The organism is Pedobacter sp. AK013 (assembly GCF_014205835.1).
GTDB lineage: Bacteria > Bacteroidota > Bacteroidia > Sphingobacteriales > Sphingobacteriaceae > Pedobacter.
In genome coordinates this window covers 43,332-56,610 of record NZ_JACHCQ010000031.1, presented here as the reverse complement: position 1 = coordinate 56,610, position 13,279 = coordinate 43,332, and the positions used below count along the sequence as shown (strand labels likewise).

Here is a 13,279-nt window from a genome sequence, read left to right as displayed (position 1 = left end):
CATCCATTAAACCTTAAAGGTTTGGATAAGTATTTCAAATTTATGGAAAATAAAACGCTTTATCCCGAATCATTCTTGATAGCAATAATTTTTACAAGCGCACAATAAATTTTGTTAAAAAATGTTAATAGTGTATAAAAGATTTAAAATCATGAAATCTATTAAAATTTCTTTTTCAGCATCCGAACTTATTAGACGGCTTGGTTTAGCGAAGATTTACTACTGGTTTAACAAGTAATATTCTTAATATATAGCATCAGTATTAATTAGTATTTCATAAATTTCGCATAATTACTAACTTATTAAGCGAATGAAATACCAAAATTTGAAAAGATATTTTGCGGCACTAGGTATAGTCGCTGCTGGCTTTTCTGCAAATGCACAAACCAAAAAATTTATCGACCCTGCTAACATGGATCTTTCCGTTAAGCCAGGCGACGATTTCTACACCTACGCAAGTGGCACGTGGATAAAAAACAACCCTGTTCCTGCTAAAGAAACACGTTGGGGTTCATTTAACGAACTTCGTGATTTCAATATCAATGCCGTTAAATCTCTGGTAGAAGATGCCGCTGCCGATAAATCTGCTCCTGCAGGCTCGGTTAAGCGTAGAGTTGGCGATTTTTATACGGCCGCCATGGATAGTGTAACCATTGAAAAATTGGGTTATACGCCAATAAAAGCCGATTTAGAGAAAATTAAGCAAATCAAAAACATTCAAGGTGTACTGGATCAGGTGGCTTACATGCGAACCAATGGATTAGGCGGTGGAATGTTCGGCTTAGGTGTTGGCCAAGACCGCAAGAATGTAAACAAATACATGGTCAATATTGGTCAGGGCGGCACAACACTTCCCGATCGTGATTATTACCTGAAAGATGATGCACGTAGTGTTAAGATCCGCGATGCTTACAATACCTATATGGTTACTTTATTTACTTTAACAGGAAGTACTCCTGAAGAAGCAAAACAAAAAGCAGCAACCGTTTATAAAATTGAAAAGCAATTCGCTGAAGCGCAGATGAGCCGTTTAGAAATGCGCGATCCTTACGCCACTTACAACAAACTTACTGTTGCAGAACTGAACAAAAAAACACCTGATATTAACTGGACGATTTATTTGCCGAAATTTAAAATTAAAAATCAGGATACTGTATTGGTAGCTTCGCCTAAATTTATGACGAGCCTGGATGGAATGTTGAAATCGGTTCCGGTTAACGATTGGCAAACCTACTTAGAATGGAACATTTTAAAAGGTTCTGCATCTAGTTTAAGTTCTCCATTTGTTAAGGCGAGTTTCGCTTTCACACAGGCCCAAACTGGTCAGAAAGTACAAACACCACGTTGGCAACGGATGTCTTCTTTAACAGATGGTACTATCGGCGAATTATTGGGCCAGCTTTATGTTGCTAAATATTTCAAACCAGAGGCTAAAGAACGCATGAACCAGATGATTGTGAACCTACGTAAAGCATTCGAAATCAGGATTAATGGTTTAGAATGGATGAGCCCTGAAACCAAACAAAAAGCGTTAGCTAAATTACATGCATTTACACCAAAAGTGGGTTATCCTGAAAAATGGAAAAACTACGATGGTTTAGTGATTAATAAAAATACTTATTTCCAAAACTTACGCAACGCAAGTGTTTGGGGATATAATGAAATGGTAGATCAGTTAGGCAAACCTGTTGATCGCAAACGTTTTGGCATGACCCCTCCAACGGTTAATGCTTATTACAGCCCTACTTTGAACGAAATTGTTTTCCCTGCTGGTATTTTACAATTCCCTTTCTTCGACCCAAATGCTGATGATGCCGTGAATTATGGAGGTATAGGTGCTGTAATCGGTCATGAAATGAGCCATGGTTTTGATGATAGTGGAAGCCAGTACGATGCTGCCGGCAACTTAAAAAATTGGTGGACAGCTGAAGACAAAGCCAAATTTGATGCTAAAACAAAAGCTTTAGGAGAGCAGTTCGATGGCTATACCGTATTGGATACAGTGCATGTAATTGGTAAACTAACCATGGGAGAAAATATTGGCGATTTAGGAGGCCTAAATGCTGCTTATACCGCTTTTAAAATGACCAAACAAGGCCAAAGTAATGAAAAAATCGATGGCTTTACACCAGATCAGCGTTTCTTCCTAGCCTGGGCGCAGGTATGGAGAGGTAATATTCTACCAGAAAGTGCAGCTCAGTTAATCAAAACAGATCCACATTCTCCAGGTCCGTACCGTACCATTGGTGCACCTGTAAATATGGATGCATGGTACAATGCTTTTGATGTTAAACCTGGCGATAAACTCTATAAAAAACCAGAAGACAGAATTAGAATGTGGTAGTTTTAAGGTAGAAGGCTTGAAGGTGCAGGGCTTAAGGCTTTTCCACCCGATAGTTTAAAATCAATTATTTATTATCACCCCTATATTGCAAGCGTCCCGATTTTTTTTCGGGACGTTTTTTTTATAAGTGTGGTATCAGAAGTTACCATCTCACATAGGCTGGAATTATCAATTCAATTCAGGAGATTAATCAATTTTCTATAGATCATTGAACGAATCGGTCAGATGTAACATCCGACTGCACGATCACAATCAAACCCAATATTTCTACCAAATCAAAAATTAATCTATCTCTCTTCAGCAATTCTTAATTATCATTCTATCTTTGGAAAAACATAAGCCCCTTTTCATGAGAAGCGCATCCAAAACAATTCTTATCCTAAGTTTAACTTTATTCTCTTCAATAACCTTTGCTCAGGATAATAAGTTAATCAGTCTCGAAGCATTAATAAACAAAACCGATCCGGCTTGGCCGCTGGTACAAAAATGGATTGATTCTGCCAAAAATAAGGTTGAAGTATTACCTGTTGATTCTGCAAAAGCTAAAGAAGTGTTATATAATTCACAAATGACTACCTATGCTACACTTGGCTCAGTAATTTACAATACCGGTGGCATAATGGTTGATAACGGTTGGATTAGAATTTTAGGTTCGGGTAGCGAAAGATTGAACAGGAATATTGCTGAGTGGAACAAAGGAAAAACCTTAAAAGAATATGGCGATAACATTCCTTACCTTTTAATTGCCGATGATGCTGTTGGCGGTTTCTTCGCTATTAATTACGGTGGTTTGGGCAAAGACATCAAAAACGTGTATTACCTTGAACCAAACAGTTTAACCTGGCAACCACTTGGGGCTGGCTATGGCGAGTTTCTTGTTTTTTGTTTCGACAGCGATCTTTCTAAATTTTATAAAGGCTTACGCTGGAGTAGCTGGAATCAATTTATAGCAAATTTAGATGGTACCAAAACCTATAGCTTCCGCCCTTATTTATGGGAAGAAGGAACCGACATTGATAAGTGTACACGAAAACTTGTTGGCATTGAAGAAATGTACCGTTTTAATATTATGAAGTCGAAAGAACTGAATGCAGGTAAAGGCATAAAAAAAGACGAAACCAGCAAGGGAGAAACGAAAAAAGAAAAAACCGAAAACGAGCAGTAAATTGTCTTTTATAAAACAATTCAATGTCTAATACACTTGCGACCATCACTCAGATTAAAAATACCAGGGCTTTTGTTTTAGAATTGGTAAAAGATTTAAACACGGTGCAGTTAAATAAAATCCCTGCAGGTTTTAACAATAACATCATCTGGAATATTGCCCATTTAACCGCGGCACAGCAAAACCTCTGTTATGTAAGATCGGGTTTAACAGTAACAGTGAAAGAAGAACACTTTTCGCCATTTTTAAGCGGAACAAAACCTGAAAAATTTATGGAGCAGAAAGCAATTGATTCTATTTTCGATGCACTCTTAAACAGCATGGACCGTTTAGCCGGTGATTATTCGAGTGGTATTTTTCTAAAGTTCGATCCTTGGGATAAACGTTATGGTATGAAATTAAATTCTATAGAAGATGCGATAAACTTCATCCCTTTCCACGAAGGTATGCACATCGGTTACATTATGGCCTTAAAGAAACTGGTATAGAAAGTCGGATTAAAGATATTTCAAGGCTCCAGCTGTAAAATTTAAGCGTACTTTGCCTGTGTTTTCTTAGGTAACTTAGCTAAAACCATCGCTCGCGAATCAGCTACCCTGCTTTTTAGCTCTTTATCATTCAATATATCCAAATTCTCAATCTGAATCCATTGCCGCTTTGCCATATGATAGGCTTGCGCAATACCATCTCTGGCAGCCAGTTCATCAAATTCATCCGGATTACATTTGATAGAAAAACGGTTCCCCTCATCAATAGCGATAATTACATAAATTTTCTCTTCTACCATAAAACACAGATGTTCCCATTTCATACCTTCTGTAGTGCCGGGTAAACTCAAACAATATTCTCTGAAAGATTCGATATCCATTTTTAGTGTTTAGATGAGGATCAAAGCTAATAACAAAAGGTTAAAGAAAAAAGACCAAAGCTGAACGGACAATGAGAAAAAGTCAGAAGCCAAGAGTCCGAAGATTAAAGCGGATTAGCGCGCCTATCTTTGGCTAATTTATCGAGAAATATTTTGATCCTGTGTCTATATTTGCATCAGGATCTTGAAATTCAAGAATCCTTTTAAATCCTAGCTCATGAATATCATAACCCCTACAGCTGATGGCTCGAACACCCTTTATAACGAAACTATAGGCGAACATTACCACAGTAAACATGGTGCATTACAGGAAAGCAAACACGTATTTATTGATGCAGGATTAAAATTTGCTTCTACCGATCAAACTGAAATTTCTATTTTAGAAGTTGGTTTTGGTACCGGATTAAACTTTATTTTAAGCTTCTATTATTGCGATGTAAATAACATCAATCTTAATTATACTAGTATAGAAGCCTTTCCGCTTACTACCGATGTGATTGAGCAAACGGGTTATGCAGCATATGTTCCTGAAGTAATATGGGCAGATTTTATTTCAAATTACCCAGAGGCGTTAAAAACACCTCAAAAATTAACTTCGTTTTGCACATTAGAAATTCCGCACACTACATTGGCCGAGTACCGCAGTGACCAAAAATTTGACCTGATTTATTATGATGCCTTTTCTGTACAACACCAGCCAGAAATGTGGAGTGATGAAATTATTGCACATGCCTGCAGTTTCTTAAAACCTGGTGGAACTTTTGTTACCTATGCCATTACCGGGAAATTGAAAAGAGCAGTTAAAGCGTGCGGATTTACCATAGAAAAATTGCCTGGTGCACCCGGAAAAAGAGAAATGCTGAGAGCGACCAAGGCTGAAGTTTAAAGGTTAGTAATAGCATTTAGCAGAAAATTGCTTTAGCGCAAACTCGTCTAGCCTCACATCCCGATAGCTCTCGGAAGACGATTTGTTAAATCATTTTTTTTGGAAAGCAGATGCAGAAGTCAATGGTGCGCTGTAGTCCCGCTCCCGCTTCTGCCGATGAAGAATCGGCATCCCGCTCAGATCGGGTTTAGGAGGATACAACAGTACTACTATCTGTAACAAAATAAACCCGACCGACAGCGTTATCCCGATTTGAGTATTATTCTATTAATTGGTTATCTATCGGGATTAAGCAAAGGGCGGGACGGGTGTAACCGAAACACTACAGGCCTTGCTTTTCTAAAAAAGCATAGAATTATGGCATAGACTACTTCGGCTCGCGCTTGCCCAGCTTCTCATCTGATAGTTCTCGGAAGACGATTTGGTTAATTGGCTGCTTTCCAAAAATTATTCTCTTCTCATTTAATATAATTTAACTCCATACAAAAACCGCTTGCATTAGGATTTGTTAGTATACCATTAACATTCATATCATGGAAAAAAGAATTTTAGGAAAAACCGATTTAGATATTGCGCCCATCGTATTTGGAGGAAATGTTTTCGGCTGGACAATTGATGAAAAAAAGTCGTTTGAAATATTAGACAAATTTGTAGAAAGCGGTTTCAATTTTATCGATACAGCCGATGTGTATTCGCGTTGGGCACCCGGAAATAAAGGTGGCGAATCGGAAACGATTATTGGAAAATGGCTTAAGAAACATAATAAACGCCACGATGTAATTATTGCAACAAAAGTCGGATCAGACATGGGGCAGGGTAAATCTTTAAAGAGAGATTATATCATAAATGAAGTAGAACATTCTTTATCTCGCCTACAAACAGACTATATCGATCTTTATTTTTCTCATTTTGATGACGAAAGCACACCTGTTGAAGAAACCTTAGCTGCTTACGAAACTTTAATTAAAGCCGGCAAAGTACGTTGGATTGGGGCATCGAACTTTTCTGCCGACCGGCTTAAAGAATCTTTGGTTTATGCTACAGAACATAGCCTTCCCCGATATGAAGTTTACCAACCAGGATACAATCTTTATGATAGAGAAAACTTTGAGCAGGAACACGAAAAAATCTGCCTGGATTATGGCTTGGGCGTTGTAACTTATTATTCGCTGGCCAGTGGTTTCTTAACTGGGAAATACCGTAATGAAAATGACCTAAGTAAAAGCCAGCGTGGTGGAGGCATTAAAAAGTTCCTGAATGAACGGGGTTTTAAAATTTTATCGGCACTGGATCAGGTTGCTGAAAAGCACCATGTTGAGCTAGCTTCGGTAGCTCTGGCCTGGTTAATTTATCACCCATCAATTACTGCCCCAATTGCAAGTGTAACCGATTTAAGCCAGTTAAAATCGTTCATTGAAGCAGCAAATTTAAAATTAACTGCTGAAGACATTTCCCTTTTAGATAAAGCGAGTATCTATTAAAAATAATCTCTTATATTTAAATACCCGATTAATAAAACAATTAATCGGGTATTTTGTATTAAACAGAATCTAAAATATATGAAAGACAAACTATCATTTCTGCCCAAACTTGCATTGGTTCTTTTCTGTCTAATTAGCCTAACCTACATTGCCATTTTAGGTCAATCGCTGTTAGCTCCCTTACTTTTCTCTTTTTTAATGGCGATTTTACTATTGCCTGTAGGTAACTTTTTAGAACAGCGATTAAAGTTTAAACGAAGCCTATCGACTATTGTTTCGGTAATACTGATGATAGCCGTAATTGGAGGAATTATATACTTCTTTGGCAATCAATTAAGCGATTTATGGGCAGATTGGCCATTACTTAAAGCAAAAGCAGAAAATTCTTTTACCGAATTGAACAAATGGAGCAAACACACCTTTAATTTCAATCTCGAAAACACTACTTCCTATTTAAAAGACAGTACAGAAAAGGCTTTGGCCACTAGTGCGGCAATTGTTGCGACCACGCTGGCTACGTTATCTTCTACCCTATTATTTTTAGGTTTTACATTACTATTTACATTCTTTATTTTAAACTACCGCAGGGTTTTATTTACCTTTTTAACTTCGGTTTTTAGAGAAGAGCACAAAGAAAAAGTTTCAGAAATTGTTAGTCAGATCCAGTATATTATCAAAAAATATATCATAGGTTTATTTCTGCAGATGCTTATTGTTACGGTATTAATGATTACCGTACTGAGTTTATTAGGTGTTAAATATGCGGTTCTATTGGGCCTAGTTGCAGGTATTTTTAACGTAGTTCCTTATTTGGGAATATTCTTTGCCCTGTTAATAAGCTGTCTAATTACTTTTGCAACAGCAGGTGCGGGTAAGGTGCTACTGGTTTTGATTACTTTTGTTGGCATCCATGCTATAGATGGAAATGTACTAATGCCACTGGTGGTGGGTTCGAAAGTAAAAATAAATGCATTATTTGCCTTTATTGGTATTATAGTTGGCGAGATGATTTGGGGAATATCGGGCATGTTCTTATGTATTCCTTATCTGGCCATGTTAAAAATAATCTTCGATAGAGTAGATAATTTAAAACCTTGGGGTATTTTAATGGGTGAAGAGCATAAGCCTGACAAAAAGAAGCGTGTTTACCGGATCACAAAAAAGATTAAATTAGAAGAAAAAGACTAAATGGCCGAAAACAGATCGCCTCATATTTTAAGCACTTCTGCAAATCTTTTGGGCATTTGCTTTATTGTACTTACTTCTTTAAAAAAACTTGCACTTACTGATGGCTCTTTGATTGATGAATTTGCTGTGGCTGCTGTAATGTTTTTTATGACCAGCTGTATCTTATCCTTTATCTCGATGAGAAGACAAAAAACTGCCAGCCAGCGGCTGGAAAAAGCTGCTGACTTTATATTTTTATCTGGCTTATTGGTACTGTTTATTGCTACAATTTTAATTGCTTTTAACTTAATAAAATAGACTAATACCCCTTTAAATGAAACCCTTACTCGTACTCGTAATTGTTTATGTTGTACTGTTGGCTTTTGGTGGCCATACTACCTTTGATAAAGGGAATATTTTTGCTGGCAATATTGCCATGGGTGTAATGTTGCTTTTTACAGCTATCGGGCATTTCAAGTTTAAAACCAGTATGGCTGCCATGGTTCCGCTATTTATTCCTAAAAAAGTAGAAGTTGTACTTTTAACAGGGGTTCTGGAAATCTTATTTGCAATTGGATTGGCAATAGTAAGTACCAGACATTTGACCGGAATAGCATTAATTATTTTCTACATTGCCATTTTACCCGCAAATATTTATGCAGCCAAACACCACATCAATTACGAAAATCTGCATAAACCAGGTCCGGGGCCAAAATATTTATGGTTCAGAATACCTTTTCAGCTTTTCTTAATCGCTTGGGTTTGGTACTTTAGCGTTCGATAAACATAGTTCAACCATAAAATATGCCTAACAATCCAATTCCTGCAAGTGCTAATAATCCAGCTGATGCTTTTACACGTTTACTCACCGTTTTAGATACATTACGCACGCAATGTCCCTGGGATAAAAAACAGACCATGGAAACACTGCGCCATTTAACTATAGAGGAAACGTATGAGTTAAGCGACGCAATTTTGGATGGCGATTTAGATGAAATAAAAAAAGAACTTGGTGATGTGATGATGCATTTGGTTTTCTATTCGAGAATTGCTTCTGAAACCAATGATTTTAACATCACTGATGTTTTAAACGGGGTTTGCGACAAACTGGTAAACCGACATCCACATATTTATGGCGATGTTGAAGTGCAGAACGAAGAAGATGTTAAACGCAATTGGGAGCAGATAAAACTAAAAGAAGGCAACAAATCGGTGTTGGCTGGTGTTCCATCTTCACTACCCGCATTGGTTAAGGCTGCCCGCATTCAGGAAAAAGCCCGTGGTGTAGGTTTCGATTGGGAAGATAAAAATCAGGTTTGGGAAAAGGTAGAAGAAGAACTGCAAGAATTTAAAACAGAATTTAATGTTGTCGACAATACGGCCATTGATATCGAAAAGGCTGAATCAGAATTTGGCGATGTACTTTTCTCACTGATCAATTATGCACGCTTCATTAACATTAATCCTGAAAATGCATTAGAAAAAACCAATAAAAAATTCATCAAACGTTTTCAATACCTCGAAACCAAAGCAAAAGAACATGGAAAAGCCTTAGCCGATATGACCCTTGCTGAAATGGATGTATATTGGAATGAAGCAAAGAAATTGTAGGCTTTTTCGTCATGCCGAATTTATTTTACAAGTAGAAATAGTATTTTAATTGCCTTGTAGCTACTTCGTGGTCAGCATCTTTCTCGCTAAAAGCCCCTGAAATAAATTACCTTCGGTGAGCTCGCTAAGGCTCGGTTCAGGGTGACGATACCAAGTTAATTTATTCATAAAATTCTCCATCCACATAGTACCATTGGCCATCTTCTAACCTGAAGTTAGATTTTTCGTGCAATACTTCAGTCTGAAATTTCTTATTGAGATAATAAGCCTTAAACTCTACGGTATCGAAATCTGAAAAAACAATTTCGAGTTTTAGCCATTTGGTATTTTTCGCACTGTTCAAATAAGCACTTTCCGAATGCCCTTTTCTTTTACTGCGATGCGTAGTATCGTAAAGATAAGCAGCATCGGCCACTACAAAAGCCGAATATCTAGACCGCATTAAAGCTTCTGCTGTTGGTGCCTTTTTCACTTTTAAATGATAAGGCTGGCAACACTGGTTAAAGATAATTCCGCTTCCGCAAGGACAGTTTATTAAATCCATGATTAAAATTTACCGCACAAAAATATGATTTAATATTCCTGCTGCTAAAATTTCCGTAAAATTGCAGCTGAAAAATGAGGTATTTCTTTCACATTGCATATCAAGGCCAGTACTTTAGTGGATGGCAAAAACAACCTGGGGTAAAAAGCGTTCAGGAAGTTATTGAACAAACACTTTCTAAGATTTTAAAATCGCCGATTGCTATTAACGGCTGCGGGCGGACTGATGCACATGTACATGCCAGCCAGTTTTTTTTTCATGCTGATATTGAAAAAGAGATTGATTTCGATCTGCTTTATATTTTAAATAAAGCCTTACCTTACAATATTGCGGTATTCGACATTATTAAAATGGAAGGAAAACCGCATGCCCGGTTTGATGCTGTACAGCGGAAATATGATTATTTTATCCATACCTATAAAGATCCTTTTTTAAGCACCCAAAGTTCCTTTTATCAATTAAACAATTTAGATTTTGATAAAATGAAAGCTGTTGTAAAATTATTACCTCAATACAAAGATTACAGGGCTTTTTGTACGCATCCAGATAAATATGAACATACCATTTGCAATGTAATGGAAGCCGATTTATTTGTAAATCCAAAAGGCGACAGGCTGAGGTTCCATATTGCGAGTAACCGATTTTTGGGCAAAATGATCCGCATTATTATGGGTAAAATTTTAATGGTTGGTAAAGGAGAGCTTAGCTTTGATGAATTTGAAAACGAGCTGATTACCCTGCAACCTTCAAAACTATCATTGCCCGCCCATCCTACGGGCTTATACCTATCAAAAGTCACTTACCCTTACCTAAACCTCGAGCCACGGACTGAATTTATCCATAGTACACAAGGTATAGACTGGATTTCAATCTAAGTGTAGCGTTTTCATATTGAGCTCCGTTTAAGGGGTATGAAAGTTCAAATTTGTATTTTCCTTTTTGCCCTGATCTTATCTTTAGGCTGTAAAAAATCTACAAACGTAGATGTTTTATTGGATGGCAACTATACAGGTGTATTGGTCATTAGCAATAGTGTTAAGTCTGTACCGATAACCCGCCCAATTTCAATTTCGTTAAAGGATGGAAAATTCAACATTACGCCGAGTACCGATGCTAACCTAAAACCATCGGGAGGTAAGGGAACCTATACCTTTAAAAATGGGGTCGGATATTTTAACGATGAGGACGTTTGGACAGCAGATTTTGATTGGAATATGATTTTAAACGGTGAATACGATATTAGAAGCAGCGGAGTAGATTTAACCCTTAGAAAAAGATTCAGTGCAAAGACAGATTTTTCTCCAGCTACCTCATATGCCACTGTAGATTATGAATATATTTTAAAAAGAAGTAATTAATCCATATCTATAAATGAAAAATTTAATATTCTTCTTTATTGCCTTATCTATTTCTGTTTTTGGATGCAAGAAGAATCCTGAAACAAAAACAACGGATTACGATTTTGAAATCAATACTTCAAAATCAATCGGTGCATCTACACTAGTATTAAAATCGATTAGCGATAGCCGTTGCCCAATAAATGCCGATTGTATAAGCGCCGGAGGTGCAACAGCGTATTTCAAATTAACGGGTAATAACGTTGACCAGGAAATTATTTTATGCAAAGGAGGAGAATGTGGCACATTAGAAAATGTAACAAACATTAAAATTAACGGCATAAATTATTCACTCAAATTAATAGACATCACACCATACCCTCAGCTTCAGAAAAGTAATATTACAAAAACTGTAAAAGTTGAGTTGACAAGAGCTTAAGTTTAGGTTTGCTTGGGCATCGGGAAATGATCTGTCCGGTGACCCAAGTTTTTTCCTTATTTAAATCTGATTGCTTTAAGCAGAGAAACTTTGCTAATCAATAGCGAAGGAATAATCAAAACCGTTAAACACACCACTACCGTAACGATATTAAGCAGCAGCACATCGATAAAATGAAATTCTATGGGTGCGTAGGCTAAAAAATAAGAAGCCTGATTAAGTTTAAAAATATGAGTGGCCTGCTGTAAGAAACCAAGCCCTAAGCCCAGAATATTCCCAAGTAATAAGCCAATACCAATTAAATAAGCGGCATTGTAAAGAAAAATCTTCATAATACTCCAGTTGCTGGCCCCGAAAGATTTTAGCATCCCAATCATATTTGTTTTTTCTAAAATCATAATCAACAATGCTGTAACCATGTTAATTACACCTACAATGAGCATCAGGATTAAAAGTACTTTGGTATTTACATCAAGAAGGCCTAACCAGGTAAAAATATTAGGGAAATTTTCTTCAATAGAATACGAGCGCAGATTGCGTGGAAGCCTTTCATAAATATTATCGGCAATAGGCTTAAGCCTGTTAAAATCTTTAATCTTAATTTCTATCCCACCAATTTCATTCGCTTCCCAATTGTTTAGGCGTTTAATTATATTCAGGTTGCCCAGTACAAAACCCTTATCAATATCTTCTACCCCTATATCGTAAATACCTACAATTTTAAATTTACGCGGTCGCAATTGGTTTTGAACAAAATACATGATAAAATCATCACCTGTTTTGAGCTTTAAACGATTAGCCGTGTAGTTCGAGATAAGCAGTTCTTGCATGGCAGCCGTACTGTCGGAAAAATCGATGATGGTTCCGCTGATAATATGCTGTTTAATGTAATCCCACTTATAGTTTTTATCAATTCCTTTAAAATTAATCCCTTCAATTTCATTATTTGCCGAAAGGATGCCCGGTTTTGTAGCAAAAGGATAATAATACTCAATATCGGGATTGTTTTTGAGCATCTTTTTCGTCTCTCCATCAAGTACAAATGGAGAATGCTCGAATGAATTATTCAGATCGTAACGGGTAATCTGTACATCGCCTAAATAGCCCCTTACTTTATCCTGGATTTCAGTTTTAAAGCCTTTAATAATGGCGATAGAAAGAATCATGACAGCCAAACTCAGCATCACACCCGCTATTGCGATGCGGACAATAAGTTTTGAAAAAGTACGCTCTGATTTAATGGCTATCCGCCCTGCTATAAAATATTCGAAATTCAATTTAATCAATTTGTATTAACAAAAATGCTCAATTCCTTTTTAAAAATGGCATTTTCGAAAATAAATAACCAACTTTAAACATCAATTATTAAGTTATAACGAAGAAATACCAATAGCATAATTAAAATATATTGTAAATTGTTTTGTTATAATACCGGAA

General features: G+C 36.7%; 15 protein-coding genes. 12 read left to right on the top strand and 3 right to left on the bottom strand.

Annotation, left to right across the window (positions count from 1 at the left end):
- Positions 1-310 precede the first annotated feature (310 nt).
- From HDC90_RS19190 to HDC90_RS19180, 3 genes are all read left to right on the top strand, one after another.
- Positions 311-2,344 (top strand): M13 family metallopeptidase, encoded by a 2,034-nt coding sequence (locus HDC90_RS19190; RefSeq protein WP_184469269.1) that lies wholly within the window; start codon positions 311-313, stop codon positions 2,342-2,344.
- Positions 2,345-2,693: 349 nt separating this feature from the next.
- A complete protein-coding gene (locus HDC90_RS19185; RefSeq protein WP_184469268.1) occupies positions 2,694-3,509 on the top strand; it encodes a DUF2625 domain-containing protein in 816 nt (271 codons plus the stop codon).
- 23 nt (positions 3,510-3,532) lie between these two features.
- On the top strand, positions 3,533-3,997 hold the full coding sequence (locus HDC90_RS19180; RefSeq protein WP_184469267.1) for a DinB family protein: 465 nt from the start codon (positions 3,533-3,535) through the stop codon (positions 3,995-3,997).
- A gap of 41 nt (positions 3,998-4,038) precedes the next feature.
- On the opposite strand, the gene HDC90_RS19175 is transcribed toward HDC90_RS19180, so the two are convergent.
- Complete coding sequence (locus tag HDC90_RS19175) at positions 4,039-4,377, bottom strand: MmcQ/YjbR family DNA-binding protein (RefSeq protein ID WP_184469266.1); 339 nt, start codon at positions 4,375-4,377, stop codon at positions 4,039-4,041.
- A 217-nt stretch (positions 4,378-4,594) separates the two neighbouring features.
- Here HDC90_RS19175 and mnmD point away from each other — a divergent pair, with 217 nt between their 5' ends.
- The 6 genes from mnmD to mazG all read left to right on the top strand — a co-directional run bounded on the left by mnmD (position 4,595) and on the right by mazG (position 9,522).
- Positions 4,595-5,263, top strand: coding sequence for a tRNA (5-methylaminomethyl-2-thiouridine)(34)-methyltransferase MnmD (mnmD, locus tag HDC90_RS19170; protein WP_184469265.1), 669 nt, complete (start codon positions 4,595-4,597; stop codon positions 5,261-5,263).
- A gap of 533 nt (positions 5,264-5,796) precedes the next feature.
- Positions 5,797-6,744 (top strand): aldo/keto reductase, encoded by a 948-nt coding sequence (locus HDC90_RS19165; protein ID WP_184469264.1) that lies wholly within the window; start codon positions 5,797-5,799, stop codon positions 6,742-6,744.
- 78 nt (positions 6,745-6,822) lie between these two features.
- Positions 6,823-7,932, top strand: coding sequence for an AI-2E family transporter (locus tag HDC90_RS19160; RefSeq protein WP_184469263.1), 1,110 nt, complete (start codon positions 6,823-6,825; stop codon positions 7,930-7,932).
- Positions 7,933-8,229 (top strand): hypothetical protein, encoded by a 297-nt coding sequence (locus tag HDC90_RS19155; RefSeq protein ID WP_184469262.1) that lies wholly within the window; start codon positions 7,933-7,935, stop codon positions 8,227-8,229.
- A 16-nt stretch (positions 8,230-8,245) separates the two neighbouring features.
- Entirely contained in the window at positions 8,246-8,695 is a 450-nt protein-coding gene (locus HDC90_RS19150; RefSeq protein ID WP_184469261.1) for a hypothetical protein, read from the top strand.
- A 20-nt stretch (positions 8,696-8,715) separates the two neighbouring features.
- Entirely contained in the window at positions 8,716-9,522 is an 807-nt protein-coding gene (gene mazG / locus HDC90_RS19145) for a nucleoside triphosphate pyrophosphohydrolase (protein WP_184469260.1), read from the top strand.
- A gap of 160 nt (positions 9,523-9,682) precedes the next feature.
- On the opposite strand, the gene HDC90_RS19140 is transcribed toward mazG, so the two are convergent.
- Positions 9,683-10,066 (bottom strand): YchJ family protein, encoded by a 384-nt coding sequence (locus HDC90_RS19140; RefSeq protein WP_221451894.1) that lies wholly within the window; start codon positions 10,064-10,066, stop codon positions 9,683-9,685.
- 74 nt (positions 10,067-10,140) lie between these two features.
- On the opposite strand from HDC90_RS19140, the gene HDC90_RS19135 reads away from it, so the two are divergent.
- Genes HDC90_RS19135 through HDC90_RS19125 form a run of 3 tightly spaced genes read left to right on the top strand, consistent with a single transcriptional unit; the run spans position 10,141 to position 11,842 of the window.
- Positions 10,141-10,941, top strand: coding sequence for a tRNA pseudouridine(38-40) synthase TruA (locus HDC90_RS19135; RefSeq protein ID WP_184469259.1), 801 nt, complete (start codon positions 10,141-10,143; stop codon positions 10,939-10,941).
- A gap of 36 nt (positions 10,942-10,977) precedes the next feature.
- Entirely contained in the window at positions 10,978-11,424 is a 447-nt protein-coding gene (locus HDC90_RS19130; RefSeq protein ID WP_184469257.1) for a hypothetical protein, read from the top strand.
- 13 nt (positions 11,425-11,437) lie between these two features.
- Entirely contained in the window at positions 11,438-11,842 is a 405-nt protein-coding gene (locus tag HDC90_RS19125) for a hypothetical protein (RefSeq protein ID WP_184469255.1), read from the top strand.
- Between the two features lie 56 nt (positions 11,843-11,898).
- Here HDC90_RS19125 and HDC90_RS19120 read toward each other — a convergent pair whose 3' ends face one another.
- Complete coding sequence (locus tag HDC90_RS19120) at positions 11,899-13,119, bottom strand: FtsX-like permease family protein (RefSeq protein ID WP_184469253.1); 1,221 nt, start codon at positions 13,117-13,119, stop codon at positions 11,899-11,901.
- Between the last annotated feature and the right edge of the window lie 160 nt (positions 13,120-13,279).

Coding starts and splice junctions, on each gene's coding strand:
- HDC90_RS19130 (WP_184469257.1), top strand. CDS start 10,978: ATGAAAGTTCAAATTTGTATTTTCCTTTTTGCCCTGATCTTATCTTTA.
- HDC90_RS19165 (WP_184469264.1), top strand. CDS start 5,797: ATGGAAAAAAGAATTTTAGGAAAAACCGATTTAGATATTGCGCCCATC.
- HDC90_RS19190 (WP_184469269.1), top strand. CDS start 311: ATGAAATACCAAAATTTGAAAAGATATTTTGCGGCACTAGGTATAGTC.
- HDC90_RS19175 (WP_184469266.1), bottom strand. CDS start 4,377: ATGGATATCGAATCTTTCAGAGAATATTGTTTGAGTTTACCCGGCACT.
- HDC90_RS19155 (WP_184469262.1), top strand. CDS start 7,933: ATGGCCGAAAACAGATCGCCTCATATTTTAAGCACTTCTGCAAATCTT.
- mazG (WP_184469260.1), top strand. CDS start 8,716: ATGCCTAACAATCCAATTCCTGCAAGTGCTAATAATCCAGCTGATGCT.
- HDC90_RS19135 (WP_184469259.1), top strand. CDS start 10,141: ATGAGGTATTTCTTTCACATTGCATATCAAGGCCAGTACTTTAGTGGA.
- HDC90_RS19150 (WP_184469261.1), top strand. CDS start 8,246: ATGAAACCCTTACTCGTACTCGTAATTGTTTATGTTGTACTGTTGGCT.
- HDC90_RS19125 (WP_184469255.1), top strand. CDS start 11,438: ATGAAAAATTTAATATTCTTCTTTATTGCCTTATCTATTTCTGTTTTT.
- HDC90_RS19180 (WP_184469267.1), top strand. CDS start 3,533: ATGTCTAATACACTTGCGACCATCACTCAGATTAAAAATACCAGGGCT.
- mnmD (WP_184469265.1), top strand. CDS start 4,595: ATGAATATCATAACCCCTACAGCTGATGGCTCGAACACCCTTTATAAC.
- HDC90_RS19140 (WP_221451894.1), bottom strand. CDS start 10,066: ATGGATTTAATAAACTGTCCTTGCGGAAGCGGAATTATCTTTAACCAG.
- HDC90_RS19185 (WP_184469268.1), top strand. CDS start 2,694: ATGAGAAGCGCATCCAAAACAATTCTTATCCTAAGTTTAACTTTATTC.
- HDC90_RS19160 (WP_184469263.1), top strand. CDS start 6,823: ATGAAAGACAAACTATCATTTCTGCCCAAACTTGCATTGGTTCTTTTC.